Below are 16,074 nucleotides of genomic sequence, written 5' to 3' on the forward strand. Positions count from 1 at the left end.
TGTTTTTATTTTGAAAGGAGACAGGAGCCGAACATGAGTATCAAATTGGTGCTGTTGGACCAACTCACTGCCTGTCATCATGACAAGAGCTGGTTTGTGCCGCTGGATGAGATGTTACGTGATGTAACCGCTACGCAGGCCTTATCGCTGAATGATGAGGGGCAATCCATCTGGAGGTTGGTGAATCATCTGACTTTCTGGAATGAAACTTGGTTGGATCGGTTCATTAAGGGTGAAGTGGTTATGGACAATAGCATAGATAATGATGAGACGTTCATTATTAACCCATCCCAGGTAAGTGAAGAAGATTGGCAGAAAAGCATTGCACACGTTGGTGCAACATTTAGTCGCTGGATACAGGCTGTAGAGGAAAGTGATGATGCAAAATTAGGGATGACCATTCCATCGTACTTCAATGCCCCATGGTGGAATGTCATATCCAATCTGTGTATTCATAATGCGTATCATATTGGACAGATCATGATGCTGAGAAAGAAAGTAAGAGGAGAGATGATATGAAAATAGGTTTACTGATCGTGGATATGCAAGAGAGTATTGTACGAGATAAGTTAGATCAAAAAGCTATAGACCGCGCTTGTGAATATATCAATCATGTTGCAGACGTGCTTCGTTCGAGCGGTCATGTGGTCGTTCATGTACAAGACGTGGAAGGGATGGAGAATTCAAATTCTGAGGCGTATCGTATTATTTCTGAGGTTGATGTGACTGAGAAGGATCTGACAGTGACGAAGGAGAGTTCCAATGCATTCTGGCAAACAGACTTGGAGCAGATTCTGAAGAGTCACGGTGTTGAGCTGTTGATCATTTCGGGATTTGCCGCCGAAGAATGTGTTTTGTTTACCTATAATGGCGCGATGGAGCGAGGATTTAGACCGGTCATGTTGCAAAATGGGATTCTAAGTACGCATTCCGAAGCGGTGATTTCAACCTATAGAGACCGGAACGTGATTTCTTATCCTGTAGTTAATTATCTAATCCATTAAGTGAGATTACTCATGGACGCGACGATGTCGTGTCCGTTTTTGGTTGCACATAACCTTTTATGATGGGAAGGATTCTTCATCGTTTAAATTAAACTTTACCTATATTTACTGGAGTTGAAGCGATACATTTAAGTGGTAAGCAGGGGCGTGATATGCAACTAAAGATGGGGAATTGTGGTTTATTAATAAAGTGAGGTGTAATGACATGAATGTACAGATCACCAGAATCGATAAAAGTCAGAAAGAATTATTTTTAAACTTATACAACCTTTATCTGTATGATCTTTCCGAATTCTCGGGGGAGGATTTGCTAGAAGAGGGGAAATTCGATCCAACGAATACCTATCTCTATCTGGAACGGGCGGAATTGCATCCGTTTTTTATCCAATATGATGGAAAAGTAATCGGATTTGTGCTGGTTTGCTCTCCTCCTTATGTAGATGATGATGTCGATTATACGGTACAAGAGCTGTTTCTGGTCAAAAAGTATCGTGGACAAGGATTAGCCGCTCAGGCGGTTGATCTGGTGTTTGCACAATTTCAGGGCAGATTCAAAGTGGAGCAACTGGCTAATAACCGATCAGCTGTTTCATTCTGGAGAAAATACTATGAACATCATCACATTGAATATGTAGAGTCTGAGTATAGCATTGAAATTGAAAACATCGCTGGAAGCCATCGGATTCTGTCACAGACGTTAATACATGCAAGAAAGTAAATTTTAGCAAATGCAATCTTTCAAATAGAAAGAAGACAAAAATACTGAAAGTTGCTGATCGCTAGATAAAGAGCGGGGATTCAATGTTCATGCGGATATAATGGATATTCATTAATAATTGAATCAAAAGGATCAAAAGGATCAAAAGGATCAAAAGGATCAAATATGAACAAATAGGAACAATCAACATGGGATGTTTCTAACAGTGGATAGATTGTGTTGTCTATATTGAAAAAGAATTTAAAGATACTAATATGGAGTATTTTTTTGATGCTAACGACCTAATAAATCCTAGGTACATGAATATAAGCGAAGAAACAATACTCTTTTAATTGATAACAGAAAAAAGATTCTAAATATCGATATAATAGTAAAGCTATTAAAAAAGAATAAAACAAGCAGAAAAAATGCTCATCATAAACTTTTATTGATGGGTAATATCTATTATTTTTTATATTTTCTATAATTTGTTGATTTTTTTGTAATATTATGTATTATTCATAGTATCATATTTTATTTATGGAAACTTATAGAAATTGTATGATAAATATATTTATAGGAGTTGAGCTAATGCTTCACAAATTGTGGGCTAAGGTAAAAAAAGGAATGGTGTTAAGTACACTTATTTGTCTAATGCTGATGAGCTTTTCAGGTGTTGTTAGTGCTAATTCCGATGAGATGACTTCTTCTGGTATCCAACCCCTTCAATCTTCTAGCATCGATGAGCAAATAAATAAAATATATGAAAAGCGGGGTCTTGTATTAGCACAGAAAAAAGAAGGTTACCTTGAGGAGTACGATAGATTGGGTAAAGAACTGGAATCTTTAGGAGTCGAATTCTTATCTCCTTCACAAGTAGAAGAAAAAATGGAAATTGCTAAAAAATCTTACAATGGTTTTTCACCTCAAGTAATCATACCTGCAAATGGGAAATACACATGGTCAAGCATTCGAAATTCTTGGGTAAAAAATGGTGTAACTTATGAAGTTCAACATTTGACCGCAGAATCTAATAGTAATGCCTCTATTCTTAAGGGCACACAAGCTAAAGTCATCCAAAGTTCTATAAATCTTCAAGCAGCTTCCGTAAATTTAGTAACTTCACTTATTAAAGAAGGGGCTACGGAATTAGGGAAACCAATTGATGTGACAATAACCATTTATGATGCTCTTAAAAGTTTTGTTAATGATGCAAACTTTGGAAGAACTACAATAATTCCTGATATTACTACAAACTACACGGTATCTTGGTATCAAAATATTGATTTCATGTATGTGAAGAAACAGGGTGATTCAGACAACAACCAAGAATTGACGTTTATGTCCTCCGCAGTTGCTGGAGAAACTACTTGGGTAATCCCAACATTTAATTACAAAGTTAGTGGCGCTACAAAAAGTGTTAAAAACGTAGTGGGGTCTAATACATATAACTATTATAACACCGTAGCACATAGAAATGGATCTATGGGGGTTGCAGCATATTTAAATCCCTCTGCGGCTAGAAACGCTTATGTGACCTATGCCGCAATAATAGGAGTTGGGGGCAAAAACATTGGATTAATACCTGTTGCTACTCCTGCATCACCTGTTGTTATGCCATAAATATATTGTTTTAATTTGTCTATCGCTTAGAAATAAGATTTGTGTATTGTTAAATTACACAAATCTTATTTATTTTTAGAAGGTAAGGAGACATCAATACATGAAAAGAATAATGAAATTCTCTATTATTCCAATTGTATTAATCATTTTGATTCTATTATTTTACCAATTCCCTAAAAAAATCGATATCATTCGTCCTGCAGTTTCTTTTAATGATAATAATCCCGAATCACTTAAAAACACCTCTATCCATATAGCAGGAACATTTAACAGGCCGTTATTTAGGCAGCATGTTTTTAAGGGTTCCATTATAATAAACGGCATAGAAATAACAGAGAAATACGATACAATTGACACTGAGGTACTTAAAAGAATGAATGGAATTAATATGGGGAATTTGATCTATAATAACACTCAAAACGCTACAGTACTTGGTATTATTTGGTTTGATAATAATTTCAGAGATATTGGAATTTTAGGTGTAAATACCGAAGCGAATCAAAAAGAGGCTATCTATATTGTTACGGGAGAGTCATATGAAGAAGGATTAAACAATCTGAAAAAAATGAGAGATAAATATGGATCTGGATTTATAAATTTTGAATAAGAACGTAATAAGTATCAGAAATAATATAATCTTAATTATGGATGGTTGTATGCACAATATTATTTTATGATTATATACAGAAAAGGTGCGACATTGTACAAATTGTATAGTGTCGCATCTTCTGCGTTTCCCCAAAATACAAGTCCTTTATTCATTAAAAAAGTATAACGTTAGCGTGAATATAGTATTAAGTTAAGAGATAAATAATCGGAAATTCAGATTGCTTTTGTAATAACTTTTCATTCCTATATCATGGATGAAATTGTTTTCTTTAAAGTGTCAGGTATCGGGGGAATTATGATCATTCGAAGATCGAAGAGTCAGATCGGAGTGGTAAAGATGGAGTTAATGTGGACAAACCGAATAGTGCTCTGATCATGTAATCAAAGAGGGTGTGACGCCCAATGAAACTTTTAATATTAGCTAGTTAGATCAATTTTAAAAAAGGAGGAGTAATGTGGCGAACATACACAAGGGAAGATATTCGGCTGAGATCGAAGGAGAGTTTGTTGTTTTTATTATTGGAATGAGAGTTAATCGCTTGTGGGCCATACATAAGTGGTTGCCTATTTTTAAATCCATGGGCCCGATGATTAAAGAACTGTACATGAACCCAGATACCGGGTTTCTGGGGACGGAGTTTTTTATGAGCTGGCGTGGAGTGACTCTGCTGCAATATTGGAGATCTTATGATGAATTGGAGAAATACGCACGCGGTGGCCTACACTTGGAGGCTTGGAAACGATTTAACCAATCCATTGGAGCGGATGGAAGCGTGGGGATTTATCATGAAACGTACAAAGCTCAATCCGGTTCATATGAGACCATCTATGCGAATATGCCCAAATTCGGGTTGGCTAAAGTGTCTAACCATGTTCCAGCGACAGGCAGGAAAGAAACGTCCAGACGTAGAATGGGTGGAGAGAGTGATCCCGCAGTAGAAACACCAAAGAATCCTTAACAAATGACTAGTGAAGTTCGAATGTACAATCATCGCAAGTAGAGAGGAGCATGTTATTGAAAGTTAATGTCAAACCAGAAGATTTAGGCTCTGAGCAGCTTAGCTGGCTGTGTGTCCAACCGATGTTAATCTCCGTTCGGGGTAAAGATGTTGCAGCAAAAATAGAGGTATATCGGCGATTACATGAAGGACAACAAGCGATATTTTTGTTCTACTCCTATCATAACCATACGAAGAGCTTGGCGGAGTTTTATTGGTTTTCGGCGTACAACATTATTGACATGAAGAGCTGGAATGGAATTAAGAACGGGATGCGCTATTTTAACCAAAATGAAATGGTAACTCTGCTGGATGACATCGAGCGTTTGATTACAGATAAAAATAAAGTTGGAGATACGTGGCGTGAGGTCCTGCCTGCGGATTTGGAGAAAGACCCAATCCTGCTGCAAAGAACGGAAGAACTATACGCTAAATATCGAGCCGCTGCTCAGGAAGCTATTTTACATATGAATGAAATAATTCGGCAAAATCAGGAGATGTATCTGGAGAACAGTTCGGTAACCTGATTCCAGATGACAGTCTGAAAGAGAGACACGGGGGCTACTCTTGAATGAGTAGTCCTTTTTATCGTGTCTATACGCTTAAAAATCAGTACCGATGTAACAAACCTGCAATTTCATGCAACAAAACGCAATACTGTGGGTTTGTCGTGGCTTTGCTTGTAATATGAGTTGTGAGAGGAGGAACAGCAAATGAAAGTCATTTTTGAAGAGGAACTGTTAATGGAAAAAAGCATGGCCAAGGTCATAACCCATCCTGATGAGAAGTCCCATTGGGTCAGTATCCAAGAAGCGATCTGCCAATCGGAAACAAAACTTGTTGTCATCAATGCCAAGAACAATCGCAATGTGCAGATCGAGTTGAGTTCGGTGGTCGCGATTGAATCAGAGGATCGGTTGTGCTGTGTACGTGTCATCACAGGCGAAAGGTATTTGCTCAACAAACGCCTGAAGTTTGTGGAACAGGATTTGGGATCATCCCATTTTGTGAAAATCAACAATCAAACGATTATCAACACACGTTGTATTAGCGAATTTTCATCAACAGACCATGCCAGGATCCAGGTTGATCTGAACGATGGTTCCAGTTACTTTGTTAGCCGATTCTATATTAAAAACTTTAGGGGGAAATTATCATGATTAGTCAGTTGAAGCATTCATTTTTTCAGGTTTTTACAGTAACTTCGTTGTGGGTCACCTTGTTATTGACACTATTCTCTAAAAGTCAGTCCTTTGAAATGGGTTACCTATGGAATATTGCTGGGATTTCAGCTATTGCCGCTATACTGTTTGGCGTAATGTACAATGCACTTTGGAACTACTTTACGATGAAACCGGTGTGGAATATCGTCATTTCTTCCACATTTAATATTGCAGGAGGAATGGCGATCGTATGGTTATTTTCTACAGACATGTTCCTATTGATTGCTCCCTGGTTCCCTGGAATGTGGGTCTTATCCATCGTACTGCACATTATTGGTTTCTATTTTTATGCTAGAATAGATAGCAGGAAAAAAGCGGAAGAATTAAATAATATTCTGAAGTAAGCAAGGGGTACTGAAATGAACGAAGAAAAGGTTTTGGAGTTGTATGGTTTAGATCCAGATACCAAATATAGGCAGCAAATCAGAGAGTTGTTGCAGCAAGAGATTGAGAATCAAGAAGCAGTGGATCATGAGTATCTCAAAACCTTATGTATTATGTTATTCTGCATCGGAAATGTAGAGGACACTGTGCTGATCTGGCAGGCAAAACGCAAGAATCAGGATACGGGCAGTTATATTGATGTGCAGCTTCTGTGTGGTGCCGGTTATGAGAAGACAGTGACCTATCTGGAACAGAAGGATGGGGATCAAGTGAGAGAACAGTTGAACTATCTTAGACAGTGTGAGCCATATGACTTTGTTGATTTTTCCAAGGAGGAATGGGTCTCTTACTATAAACAATATTATGAAGAACCTTAGTCATATCCAACATGTGAGAAGTGAGGTGATTAATGATGACAAATGCTGATTCCATCCAGGAACAGATGCAGATGTGTCAGAAATATAATGCCGAATATGTACCGAGCGAACTACACCATAAAATCGGAATCGCCTGGAACGTCAAAGAGAAGTTGGAACCGATCCACGGCATGCGTATTCAGCCCGAGGGAGATACAACCGGATGGTATATTTGGGCGGATGAATACTCGGAGGCAGATGACTTTTTTGTCCCATTACATGTCACGCACATCGATGACTGGGACCCCAAAATCAAGAAGTACCTCGGACTTGCGCCGGGATGGCGGTTTGTGATTGCAGAAGATTATGAGGATGTATGGTTTGACGATCAGTTGCTTAACAGATCATAGTCAGAGCAAGCAAATGAGCTAATTAAACATTGAAAGGAGTGGGATGATGCCGAGTGTTCATGATAACATCATATTAAGTTACGAAGTCGATTTGGAGAATGAGAGGATTAGGATGCGTACCCGTTCGTATCACTCTGATTTGTCTGAAGATACTGATATCCTTTTCTCAGGTGTATTAGCACATTCATTTGAAACACCGTTGCAAGGCAGCATTATCTTCGATATTGACGACGTTGGTTTGGATTGTTTTATTAGTTACAATCGCGATTTGTTGGAGAAAGGGAAAGGTCAGGGCTGGCCTATCATGTATGAAACTGATGAAGAACTGGAAACCAAGTTGATCGAGGGGGACTATCTGTACTTTGTCATTTCATCATCGTATGGATTAAGTGGCTGGGTTTTGGCTAAAAAGGTTGAGATGATAACGAAGATGCGGAATGAACAAGATGAAGAATAGATTTGGTCATGAACCGAAACATGATCCGTAAATTACCAGTAGTTATGGGTCTTGTCACTTTCGTTGTCATTATGATTATTACCAATCCAACCAGAAGTGATTTTTATACTTGGCTGGAAAGCGAGTATGGTATACATGTCTCCTACGATATCAATGAAACGACGTATACACAGATCACGAACGGCCAGGAAAAAAGTCTTAATTTCAGAAGCGGGCATATACAGCATGTGGGAATCTTTACTACGTATAATGAGACTTTTATGGATGTTGAGGGTAATGAGATCAACATTAAAGCCACTGGTGTAATGAACATGTTTTTTAAAAGATAGTTGGTTGCTGTTCAGATGTTGGAAAGGGGTTATACATACCACGCTTCTTTGTATGATGAAAACATGCAGAGCATCGTGGTTTTTGTGTTGAGCAAAATCCGTAAGGAGGGGGAGGATTACGTTATTTGGTTCATTCGCAAATTCCACATTATGGGTTATGATGTACCTACAGAGAAAATTTAACATACATAGGAATTTTTTTTGGGATTGAGATTATTCCAGTAGGAGGAATAGAATGAAAGCTATTTTCCTTGATTTTTATGGGACAGTTGCTCATGAAGATGATGATATTCTACCCGTAATTTATAAACAAGTTCAAGCGACAACGCAGGTGGAGTGTACAACGGATGAGATCGGTGCTTACTGGTGGAAGGCTTTTTCTACATTGTTTTATGCAAGCCACGGCAGCCAGTTTACCACGCAAAGAATGCTGAATGTGCAATCTCTGGCAGAAACGCTTCTCCATTTCAAATCGGAGCTACAAGCTGAGTCGCTTAATCAGGAACAGTTGGCACATTGGCGTAACCCTGGCATATTTGCTGATTCAATTCCCTTCCTTCATTCTCTCAAAATTCCAGTATATATCCTGTCCAATATCGATACGGATGACGTGAAAGCTGCAATGAAGGCACATAACATTGAAGTGGCCGGAGTAATTACCAGTGAGGATGTTCGTTCTTATAAACCAAGGTCAGAGATGTTTGATGAAGCGATCAACAGGTATGGTTTGCAGCGAGATGAGGTGATCCATATAGGCGATTCTCTGGTCAGTGATGTACAAGGAGCGCAAAATGCGGGAATTAAGGCTATCTGGTTGAATCGAAAAGGAAAACTCAAACCGCAACAGATTACACCGGATTATGAGTGCAAAGATCTTGGCGAAGTTGTGCATATGTTGGAGGCTTGGATATGAAAAAGTTAACCGTGTTGTCGTTACTATTTCTATTCTTAATCGCCTGTCAGGATAAAACAACCCATGAAGCTGTGCAGAAACCAACGATTCCAGTGACGGAAAGCGTTACTGATGAAGCAATCGAGCAGAAGGACGATGAAGCAGAAGCACCCAAAGAAGACAAAGGCATTCCTCCTGTCTATCTTGATGAAACGAAGTATACAGGTGATGAACTGGAAATCGTCAAACTGATGAACGTGCGCATGCGTTATATATGGGAAGAGGATGAGGAGGGCTATATGAGCCTTTTTGATCCACAATCGCCAGTCTCAGGCATACCAGTTTCAAAAGTTCGCAAGGTGATCTCTATGAGCAAGATCAAGATTCGAGAGCAAAAGAAGCTCTATGAGGCACTTGTGATGGTTACTGAATTAAGAGAGAACGGGGAAGAGTTCGGCCCTAGCATGGTGTTTTGGAAGAAGAAAGCAGATGGCGATGCTGCGAAGTGGATTTTTGCAGACATCGATTAACAACAACTGAAGGAAATGAAGTAAAGGGTGATGAAATCATGACAAAAAAATTGATACTTATTGAGGGATTACCGGGTTCAGGAAAGTCGACGATTGCCAAGATGGTTTCCGAGATTCTAACTGAGCAAGGCAAAAGGGTACAACTCATCCAGGAAGGGAATCTGGATCACCCTGCTGATTATGATGGTGTGGCCTTTTATTCTGCGGAAGAGTTCAGGGCTTTGGTGGATGCTCACAAGGCATATAAACATATATTGGAGAGCAAAGCTACAGCCTATCAGGATGGTTTCCTGATTCCGTATCGCAAAATGAAAGAGGAATTCGGAGTGGATTTCCCTGATTATGTGGTGCAGGAGATATTTAACAAAGATATTTATGAACTGCCTTTTGAACAAAATGTGAAGCTGATCACCGAAAAATGGCGGAGTTTTACCGAAAGCGTGATAAGTGCGGATGATGATTCCATCACCATATTCGAATGTTGTTTCATTCAAAATCCACTGACCATAGGTATGGTGAAAACCAATCAATCCAGAGAAGAAAACGTGCAATATGTTCTGGAATTGGAGCGCATCGTTCAACCATTGAATCCGCTCCTAATCTATATTCATCAGGAGGATCTTGCACATACCTTTAACAAGGCGATTCATGAAAGACCCAAGGAATGGTCAGCTGGATTCGTACAATATTACACAAACCAAGGATGGGGACTCGCGAAAGGATATCATGGTGTTGAAGGCACGGTGAAAGTTCTTCAGGCAAGAAAAGAGTTGGAGACCGAGATTTATCAGTTATTGAAGATGGACAAGCACTGGCTGGACAATTCAGAATATAACCGCGCTGCTTGCCAGGAGGAACTGGAGAAGATTCTGAAAATTTCACTTTGAGATACTAAAGTACAAGTACGAGATTTCTTCGTGCGGTAATACAATACATAATGGAGGTTTATTTTCATGTTATTTCTGGAGGCAACACTAATCGTCATTACCGCTATATTGTTCATCATAGGTGTAAGGAGCAAACGCAAAACATGGATTAGATGGGGTATAGGGAGTTTAATTTTGTTGATTGTACTTTTTATTCCATCGTTTGTTAATGGATTTGTGGAGGGATTATCTTCGGGCTGGTCGGCAAAGTAACCTGGAAGCAGTTAAAATTATGGAAGCCTTAAGCATTACGTTCAGAAATAGGAGGGGCTTGTGGATATCACATTTATTCGTCATGGTCATGCTGAACATTTGCTTCATTATCCTCATCAGCTAAATCAGTTGCATCCGGGACTTACTGAACAAGGAAAGAGGCAGGCGACTGAATTACGAAAGCAGATTAAAATCTTACCAGAAGACATAGTGTTGGTGAGTCCTACGAAACGAACAATAGAAACGGCATCCCTCTTAACATCAAGAGCTAAACTGACGGTCTGTCCACTCGTTGGCCCGAGAATGTTCCCTCAAAATCCGGAGTTCTCTGTTCTGCGCTGTGATCAAATCTATTCGAAAGACGAATTAAATGCTCAGTATACAGGGTTGCAAATTCTTGATTTTGAACTTGACTGCTGGTTGGATGGGATTAATCGAACGGAAGAACATCAATTTGAGGTTTATGCTGGACAGCTAATTCAATGGTGCAGAAAGCAGGGCGGGAGTACTTTTATCATTTCACATGATGGTACGATAACAAGTTATAGAGCTTTTCTTGGAGAGCAGGGGTTAACCCGAAGTGACTTTCTAGGCGAAGCTGGGCATTACACGATTAGAGATCTCTAATATAAAAGATCAATATCTAAACTAAGGGGGATTTTTCGTGAGATTATCGGACTATGAATATTTAGTTTTGGCTCTGGAAGAGGCAGATCAGGCGCTAATAGAAGGAACATATCCGATTGGTGCGATAATTGTGGATGCGGATGGGGATGTCGTTAGTAAAGGAAGAAACCGAGTCTTCTCCGAATGTGATCCCACCGCACATGCTGAAGTCGATGCTATTCGTCAGGCAGGGCAACATTTGCTGGATGTAAGTAAGAAGCGATACACGAAGAATGACCTGACTCTCTACACCACATGTGAACCTTGTCCCATGTGTTCATGCACCATATTAATGTCGGGGATCAAAAAGATCGTATGGGCTGCGGATGATGAAGGGTATGGCGGGCTTAGACGTTTTAAGGAGGGCCCTCATTTTATCCATCTGTTCGACACACTTTCCTGTATTGCAGCACCATATCTTGATTTGGAAAATAGACAGCGAGCATTGCTTGCCCAATGGAATATTGGTAGAGGTATGCTTAATACAGAGTGGGAGACTCCCAAACAATGAAATCCATTCCGATCTCCATTTTACTAGCCAGTGTCATTTTGGGAATATCGTTCATAGTTGGCTGCCTGTTGCTATCAAATCAGGGGAGAGCTAGTGAATCGACTCAGGCAGTGGAACAGGATGTGCCGAACAATAATAAAACATTAATGACGATCCAAGAAACGGCGGAGTATCTGAGTATGACTAAAGAACAGGTGATGGACATTATTAAGGCCGAACAAGGAAGTTTCTCGGCATCCGGTTTCTTTGAAGGGAAAATGTTTCCTTTCATCAAGGTTCAAGATCAATTTTTGGTTAGTAGAATCGAGTTGGAATTGTGGGCTCAGGACGCATCTTCAAGTCATAGAAGATATATTAATGGGCAGATGCAATAGTCCTAGGGGAACGACGGCCTAAACAAACAAAGGAGATAATTTGAAATGGAGTTCGCAGGACAGAAGATAAGAATAACACCTGTCACAGAACATGACCTCGACTTTATAAGCAAAATTGAATGTGATGCGAGTATATGGAGTTTTGAGGAGACCGTTGAAACGGATACGGAGAAAGTTCGCGATAAATATCGTAGTCATTTTTTTACTGTGGAGGAAAAGCCGTATGCCTATGATTTCATTATTCGTCGTTTGGAAGATCCAGAAGGTGAACCAATTGGCCTTATCCAAATGTGGAGCTATGTAGGTCATAGAAAAAGCTGGGAACTCGGATTCGCGCTGCTTCCGAATTATGTAGGGGAGGGCTATGGAAGTGAGGCTACGAATCTTTTATTAGAATTTGCATTCAACGGGTTACACGCCCATAAAGTGATAGGTATGTGCAATGCTCAGAATGTCCGATCGGCTGCGCTGATGCAGAATGTAGGTATGACACGGGAAGCTGTGTTCAAGGAAGAACTTTGGTGGAACAATCAATGGACGGATCAATATTTCTTCTCCATTTTAGAAAAAGAGTTTAGTGAACAAAGAGGGAGAAATTCAGATGACCAAGCTGGTTTTGTTAAGTGATTTATATTTCGAATCTAACCACCAACTGAATCAGAGGATATTGAGCTTGTTCAACTCTGACCAGCCTTCCATTGGTTATGTACCTTCGTGTTCCGATCCGGGACGGAAATATTTCGAGCATACGAGACGTTACTATAATCAACTGGGAATCAAATCAATTGATTATTATGATCTAGACCTAGAATACGAGGGAAACAGATTCAATACGATTTTTGAAACCGATGCGATTCATTTATCTGGAGGGAATACATTTTATTTTCTAAGTTTATTGCAGAAGAGAAATGCAATGGGATTGTTGCGTTCCTATGTGAACAAGGGCGGCATTCTGATTGGAGTTAGCGCGGGTAGTATTCTAACTACACCAACGATTGAAATGGCCGGATATGGTAAAGATGCAGACGAGAACCATGTTGGATTAATGGACAAGCAGGCTCTGGCGCTCGTTGATTTTGAATTTTCACCACATTGGGATGGAACGGAAGAAGCTCTGGAATCATTACGAGATTACGCGCGTGCCAATTCTACAACAATCTATGCTTGCAAAGATGGTAGCGGGATTATTATCGATGGTGAAGTGGTAGAGTCATATGGCGATGCACATCGTATAAACTGAAAATAAGGTGGGACTACAATGAGTGAAATCACTGTATATCATTATGATGCTTTTTCGACGGTTCCTGGTAAAGGAAATCCGGCTGGAGTCGTCTTTCATGCCGATTCGCTCAGTGAAGAAGCGATGCAGCAGATTGCGCATAAAGTCGGCTTTAATGAAACGGTCTTCGTGATGAGTTCAGTAGTTGCAGACGTTAGATTACGATATTTCACACCGGGTCATGAGATTAATCTGTGTGGTCATGCAACAATGGCATCCATGTATGGGTTAAAGACTAGAGGGCTACTGGAGGATAAACAGTCGATCACTATTGAGGCTAATGTAGGCATATTGCCGATTCAGTTCCAGCAGGATGGCGATACGATCAACATTGAGATGAAGCAGGATCAACCCCGTTTCATGCCATTCCAAGGTGACATAGAGAAGCTGGCAAAATCCATTAATCTAACCACGGATGATATTGATCTATCCACACCTATAGTTTATGGAAGTACAGGCACCTGGACTTTGTTGATACCGATTCGCAAACTGACTTCTTTCCAACAAATGAAACCGGGTTCTTCTCTATTTCCTGAGATATTAGATGAAAATCCGAAAGCTTCTCTGCATCCATTTGCTTTGGAAACCCGCGATTCAGATGCGCTAATGCATGCCAGACATTTTTCCTCGCCCTTTTCGGGAACTACGGAGGATCCGGTTACGGGAACAGCATCCGGTGTGATGGGTGCCTATTATTTGGAGTATATGAATTCTGGGATGGATCAGACTCATTTTGTTGTGGAGCAAGGGCATGAGATTGGCAGAGATGGGAAAGTTCATGTCAGTGTAGTCAGAAATGGACAGGACATGGATGTCAGAATACGAGGCACGGCTGTTTTTGTGGAAGAAATGAAAGTGGAGTTGAATACGTAACAACGTAAATGAAGGAGAGGGTTTAGGTGGATGAACAGGCGGTACTACATACAGTTTCTCATTTGTTACAAGAAGAATGTTCGGATTCTTTGGTAGGAATTTATTTGCACGGGTCCATGGCTATGGGGTGCTTCCATCCCAATCAAAGCGATATCGATATACTGGTGGTATGCCGGGAGCAGCTGTCTGCTGATACCTATCGAAGGATTGCGAAGAGATTGATGCAGACCGAAGATGAAATGCATATTGTCACAGGGTTTGAACTTAGTATTGTTTTGGAGTCTACGGTTGCTAAACTGACATTTCCGACTCCATTTGAGTTTCATTACTCGGGGTATCACCGGGAAAAGTATAGAACTGATGATCAATATCTTTGCGGTGGATACGAAGATCCGGATCTGGTAGCACACCTGGCCGTTATTGTTGACCGTGGAATTGTGCTTGTCGGCAAACCGATTAAGGAGTTATTCCAGCCCGTAAAACGTGAATATATGTTGGCCTCTATTACATCTGACGTTGGTTCAGCTATGGAAGAAATAACGGAGAATCCTGTCTACTATGTTTTGAACCTATCACGGGTTCTATTGTATGTGAAAGAGTCGGTTATATACTCCAAGCGAGAAGCAGGCGAGTGGGCACTCATTCATATTTTACCGAAGTACAAAGAAGTCATCTCACAATGTCTAGCAAAATATAACGGAGAGCTGGAAAGCGTGAATCTAAGTGATGATTTACTTCTGGATTATGCGAAGTACATGTTGGATGAAATAAAAAGGAGACATCATGATGATTATAACAACAGAGGATCTGGAACTGATTGAAGCAGCAAAGAACGTAATTTCGCGTTTGTATCAGGAGGGCAAGCATCACGTTGGGGCAGCAGTACGAACTCGATCTGGAAAAATATTTACGGCGGTACATCTGGAAGCCTATATTGGTCGTGTCTCAGTATGCGCGGAAGCGATTGCTATAGGTAAAGCCATTTCGGAAGGGGAACATGAATTCGAAACGATCGTGGCCGTAAGACATCCCGAAGTTGATCCTAATGATGCACCGAACGGAGCGGAAATCCAGTTAGATGTGGTATCTCCTTGCGGTATTTGCAGAGAACTGATTAGTGATTATGGGAAGGACACACAGGTCATCTTGCAGGGAGAAGAGGGTTATTCTAAAACAACGATTGGGCAGCTATTACCACAAAAATATACAAGAACATAATAAGGAAGGTAGACTGTGATGTTTGAGATAGTTGATATTCGGCAAAAGCCGGACATGCTGCAGACAGCTGTACAATACTTTTGGAAGCAGTGGGGCTCGGAATCAAGTTATCATTTTTACCGGGATTGCATTGAGCGTTCCGTGGAAACCGAGAGTGATGTACCCCGATTTTATGTACTGTTGGATGGGGACAGGATTGTTGGAGGATATGCTCTGTTAAGGAGTGATTTGAATAGCCGCCAGGATCTGTTCCCGTGGTTTGCGTGCCTTCATGTTGATCCAGAATACCGAGGCAAGAACCTTGGTGGGCAACTACAGAATCATGCGATTAATGAGGTGAAGACGAAGGGCTACGATAAGCTGTATTTATGTACGGATTTGACGGACTATTATGAAAAAAATAACTGGGCGTATATCGGTAAAGGATATTTGCTAGATGATGAAGAGACTCGGATCTATGAAATTTGCATAAAATGAGCGCTTTAATAACACGAACGGAGTG

The 16,074-nt window shown here is 40.3% G+C and carries 27 protein-coding genes; all 27 read left to right on the forward strand.

Annotated elements, in window-relative coordinates:
• The first annotated feature begins 33 nt into the window (after positions 1 to 33).
• The 27 genes from HP548_RS31380 (at position 34) to HP548_RS31505 (ending at position 16,049) form a co-directional block, all read left to right on the forward strand.
• Entirely contained in the window at positions 34 to 519 is a 486-nt protein-coding gene (locus HP548_RS31380) for a DinB family protein (RefSeq protein ID WP_175383856.1), read from the forward strand.
• On the forward strand, positions 516 to 1,004 hold the full coding sequence (locus tag HP548_RS31385; RefSeq protein WP_163754881.1) for a cysteine hydrolase family protein: 489 nt from the start codon (positions 516 to 518) through the stop codon (positions 1,002 to 1,004). Before HP548_RS31380 ends, HP548_RS31385 begins: the two co-directional genes overlap by 4 nt.
• A gap of 205 nt (positions 1,005 to 1,209) precedes the next feature.
• Positions 1,210 to 1,722, forward strand: coding sequence for a GNAT family N-acetyltransferase (locus HP548_RS31390; protein ID WP_099855042.1), 513 nt, complete (start codon positions 1,210 to 1,212; stop codon positions 1,720 to 1,722).
• A gap of 570 nt (positions 1,723 to 2,292) precedes the next feature.
• Positions 2,293 to 3,324 carry a hypothetical protein gene (locus tag HP548_RS31395; RefSeq protein WP_175383857.1) on the forward strand — a complete coding sequence of 344 codons (1,032 nt, stop codon included), beginning with the start codon at positions 2,293 to 2,295 and terminating at the stop codon, positions 3,322 to 3,324.
• 100 nt (positions 3,325 to 3,424) lie between these two features.
• A complete protein-coding gene (locus HP548_RS31400; RefSeq protein WP_099855038.1) occupies positions 3,425 to 3,931 on the forward strand; it encodes a hypothetical protein in 507 nt (168 codons plus the stop codon).
• 457 nt (positions 3,932 to 4,388) lie between these two features.
• Entirely contained in the window at positions 4,389 to 4,892 is a 504-nt protein-coding gene (locus HP548_RS31405; RefSeq protein WP_175383858.1) for a monooxygenase family protein, read from the forward strand.
• 56 nt (positions 4,893 to 4,948) lie between these two features.
• Positions 4,949 to 5,458, forward strand: coding sequence for a hypothetical protein (locus tag HP548_RS31410; protein WP_175383859.1), 510 nt, complete (start codon positions 4,949 to 4,951; stop codon positions 5,456 to 5,458).
• A gap of 186 nt (positions 5,459 to 5,644) precedes the next feature.
• A complete protein-coding gene (locus tag HP548_RS31415; protein WP_175383860.1) occupies positions 5,645 to 6,091 on the forward strand; it encodes a LytTR family DNA-binding domain-containing protein in 447 nt (148 codons plus the stop codon).
• Entirely contained in the window at positions 6,088 to 6,498 is a 411-nt protein-coding gene (locus tag HP548_RS31420) for a hypothetical protein (protein ID WP_064639689.1), read from the forward strand. The genes HP548_RS31415 and HP548_RS31420 overlap by 4 nt, the downstream gene beginning before the upstream one ends.
• Positions 6,499 to 6,513: 15 nt before the next feature.
• Positions 6,514 to 6,915, forward strand: a complete 402-nt coding sequence (locus HP548_RS31425; protein WP_175383861.1) for a hypothetical protein — start codon at positions 6,514 to 6,516, stop codon at positions 6,913 to 6,915.
• Positions 6,916 to 6,950: 35 nt separating this feature from the next.
• A complete protein-coding gene (locus HP548_RS31430) occupies positions 6,951 to 7,304 on the forward strand; it encodes an immunity protein Imm33 domain-containing protein (protein WP_175383862.1) in 354 nt (117 codons plus the stop codon).
• Positions 7,305 to 7,416: 112 nt separating this feature from the next.
• Positions 7,417 to 7,761 (forward strand): hypothetical protein, encoded by a 345-nt coding sequence (locus HP548_RS31435; protein ID WP_326065238.1) that lies wholly within the window; start codon positions 7,417 to 7,419, stop codon positions 7,759 to 7,761.
• A gap of 8 nt (positions 7,762 to 7,769) precedes the next feature.
• A complete protein-coding gene (locus HP548_RS31440; RefSeq protein ID WP_175383863.1) occupies positions 7,770 to 8,090 on the forward strand; it encodes a hypothetical protein in 321 nt (106 codons plus the stop codon).
• A 48-nt stretch (positions 8,091 to 8,138) separates the two neighbouring features.
• A complete protein-coding gene (locus HP548_RS33810) occupies positions 8,139 to 8,273 on the forward strand; it encodes a hypothetical protein (protein WP_281364942.1) in 135 nt (44 codons plus the stop codon).
• A 52-nt stretch (positions 8,274 to 8,325) separates the two neighbouring features.
• Entirely contained in the window at positions 8,326 to 9,003 is a 678-nt protein-coding gene (locus HP548_RS31445; protein WP_175383864.1) for an HAD family hydrolase, read from the forward strand.
• Positions 9,000 to 9,512, forward strand: coding sequence for a hypothetical protein (locus tag HP548_RS31450; RefSeq protein ID WP_076290033.1), 513 nt, complete (start codon positions 9,000 to 9,002; stop codon positions 9,510 to 9,512). The genes HP548_RS31445 and HP548_RS31450 overlap by 4 nt, the downstream gene beginning before the upstream one ends.
• A 38-nt stretch (positions 9,513 to 9,550) precedes the next feature.
• A complete protein-coding gene (locus tag HP548_RS31455; protein WP_175383865.1) occupies positions 9,551 to 10,399 on the forward strand; it encodes an adenylyl-sulfate kinase in 849 nt (282 codons plus the stop codon).
• 66 nt (positions 10,400 to 10,465) lie between these two features.
• Positions 10,466 to 10,651, forward strand: coding sequence for a hypothetical protein (locus HP548_RS31460; RefSeq protein WP_076290031.1), 186 nt, complete (start codon positions 10,466 to 10,468; stop codon positions 10,649 to 10,651).
• Between the two features lie 60 nt (positions 10,652 to 10,711).
• Entirely contained in the window at positions 10,712 to 11,278 is a 567-nt protein-coding gene (locus HP548_RS31465; protein WP_175383866.1) for a histidine phosphatase family protein, read from the forward strand.
• A 37-nt stretch (positions 11,279 to 11,315) separates the two neighbouring features.
• Positions 11,316 to 11,828, forward strand: a complete 513-nt coding sequence (locus HP548_RS31470) for a nucleoside deaminase (protein ID WP_076290029.1) — start codon at positions 11,316 to 11,318, stop codon at positions 11,826 to 11,828.
• The gene (locus tag HP548_RS31475) at positions 11,825 to 12,202 is read left to right on the forward strand and encodes a MerR family transcriptional regulator (protein WP_072734132.1); all 378 of its coding nucleotides are present in this window, start codon (positions 11,825 to 11,827) and stop codon (positions 12,200 to 12,202) included. The genes HP548_RS31470 and HP548_RS31475 overlap by 4 nt, the downstream gene beginning before the upstream one ends.
• Before the next feature lie 45 nt (positions 12,203 to 12,247).
• Complete coding sequence (locus HP548_RS31480) at positions 12,248 to 12,829, forward strand: GNAT family N-acetyltransferase (RefSeq protein ID WP_175383867.1); 582 nt, start codon at positions 12,248 to 12,250, stop codon at positions 12,827 to 12,829.
• Positions 12,804 to 13,442 carry a Type 1 glutamine amidotransferase-like domain-containing protein gene (locus tag HP548_RS31485; RefSeq protein ID WP_175383868.1) on the forward strand — a complete coding sequence of 213 codons (639 nt, stop codon included), beginning with the start codon at positions 12,804 to 12,806 and terminating at the stop codon, positions 13,440 to 13,442. The genes HP548_RS31480 and HP548_RS31485 overlap by 26 nt, the downstream gene beginning before the upstream one ends.
• Before the next feature lie 18 nt (positions 13,443 to 13,460).
• Positions 13,461 to 14,354, forward strand: a complete 894-nt coding sequence (locus HP548_RS31490; RefSeq protein ID WP_175383869.1) for a PhzF family phenazine biosynthesis protein — start codon at positions 13,461 to 13,463, stop codon at positions 14,352 to 14,354.
• Between the two features lie 26 nt (positions 14,355 to 14,380).
• Complete coding sequence (locus HP548_RS31495; RefSeq protein WP_175383870.1) at positions 14,381 to 15,175, forward strand: aminoglycoside adenylyltransferase domain-containing protein; 795 nt, start codon at positions 14,381 to 14,383, stop codon at positions 15,173 to 15,175.
• Entirely contained in the window at positions 15,141 to 15,572 is a 432-nt protein-coding gene (locus HP548_RS31500) for a cytidine deaminase (RefSeq protein ID WP_409347688.1), read from the forward strand. Before HP548_RS31495 ends, HP548_RS31500 begins: the two co-directional genes overlap by 35 nt.
• Before the next feature lie 18 nt (positions 15,573 to 15,590).
• Entirely contained in the window at positions 15,591 to 16,049 is a 459-nt protein-coding gene (locus HP548_RS31505; protein WP_076290024.1) for a GNAT family N-acetyltransferase, read from the forward strand.
• Positions 16,050 to 16,074: the final 25 nt, after the last annotated feature.

Origin of the sequence: Paenibacillus taichungensis, assembly GCF_013359905.1 — a bacterium.
Classification (GTDB): Bacteria; Bacillota; Bacilli; order Paenibacillales; family Paenibacillaceae; genus Paenibacillus; species Paenibacillus taichungensis.

Excerpts from the sequence above, each read along its gene's own strand:
- HP548_RS31380 (WP_175383856.1), top strand. The coding sequence starts at position 34 with ATGAGTATCAAATTGGTGCTGTTGGACCAACTCACTGCCTGTCATCAT.
- HP548_RS31385 (WP_163754881.1), top strand. The coding sequence starts at position 516 with ATGAAAATAGGTTTACTGATCGTGGATATGCAAGAGAGTATTGTACGA.
- HP548_RS31390 (WP_099855042.1), top strand. The coding sequence starts at position 1,210 with ATGAATGTACAGATCACCAGAATCGATAAAAGTCAGAAAGAATTATTT.
- HP548_RS31395 (WP_175383857.1), top strand. The coding sequence starts at position 2,293 with ATGCTTCACAAATTGTGGGCTAAGGTAAAAAAAGGAATGGTGTTAAGT.
- HP548_RS31400 (WP_099855038.1), top strand. The coding sequence starts at position 3,425 with ATGAAAAGAATAATGAAATTCTCTATTATTCCAATTGTATTAATCATT.
- HP548_RS31415 (WP_175383860.1), top strand. The coding sequence starts at position 5,645 with ATGAAAGTCATTTTTGAAGAGGAACTGTTAATGGAAAAAAGCATGGCC.
- HP548_RS31420 (WP_064639689.1), top strand. The coding sequence starts at position 6,088 with ATGATTAGTCAGTTGAAGCATTCATTTTTTCAGGTTTTTACAGTAACT.
- HP548_RS31425 (WP_175383861.1), top strand. The coding sequence starts at position 6,514 with ATGAACGAAGAAAAGGTTTTGGAGTTGTATGGTTTAGATCCAGATACC.
- HP548_RS31430 (WP_175383862.1), top strand. The coding sequence starts at position 6,951 with ATGACAAATGCTGATTCCATCCAGGAACAGATGCAGATGTGTCAGAAA.
- HP548_RS31435 (WP_326065238.1), top strand. The coding sequence starts at position 7,417 with ATGCGTACCCGTTCGTATCACTCTGATTTGTCTGAAGATACTGATATC.
- HP548_RS31440 (WP_175383863.1), top strand. The coding sequence starts at position 7,770 with ATGAACCGAAACATGATCCGTAAATTACCAGTAGTTATGGGTCTTGTC.
- HP548_RS31445 (WP_175383864.1), top strand. The coding sequence starts at position 8,326 with ATGAAAGCTATTTTCCTTGATTTTTATGGGACAGTTGCTCATGAAGAT.
- HP548_RS31450 (WP_076290033.1), top strand. The coding sequence starts at position 9,000 with ATGAAAAAGTTAACCGTGTTGTCGTTACTATTTCTATTCTTAATCGCC.
- HP548_RS31455 (WP_175383865.1), top strand. The coding sequence starts at position 9,551 with ATGACAAAAAAATTGATACTTATTGAGGGATTACCGGGTTCAGGAAAG.
- HP548_RS31460 (WP_076290031.1), top strand. The coding sequence starts at position 10,466 with ATGTTATTTCTGGAGGCAACACTAATCGTCATTACCGCTATATTGTTC.
- HP548_RS31475 (WP_072734132.1), top strand. The coding sequence starts at position 11,825 with ATGAAATCCATTCCGATCTCCATTTTACTAGCCAGTGTCATTTTGGGA.
- HP548_RS31480 (WP_175383867.1), top strand. The coding sequence starts at position 12,248 with ATGGAGTTCGCAGGACAGAAGATAAGAATAACACCTGTCACAGAACAT.
- HP548_RS31485 (WP_175383868.1), top strand. The coding sequence starts at position 12,804 with ATGACCAAGCTGGTTTTGTTAAGTGATTTATATTTCGAATCTAACCAC.
- HP548_RS31490 (WP_175383869.1), top strand. The coding sequence starts at position 13,461 with ATGAGTGAAATCACTGTATATCATTATGATGCTTTTTCGACGGTTCCT.
- HP548_RS31500 (WP_409347688.1), top strand. The coding sequence starts at position 15,141 with ATGATTATAACAACAGAGGATCTGGAACTGATTGAAGCAGCAAAGAAC.
- HP548_RS31505 (WP_076290024.1), top strand. The coding sequence starts at position 15,591 with ATGTTTGAGATAGTTGATATTCGGCAAAAGCCGGACATGCTGCAGACA.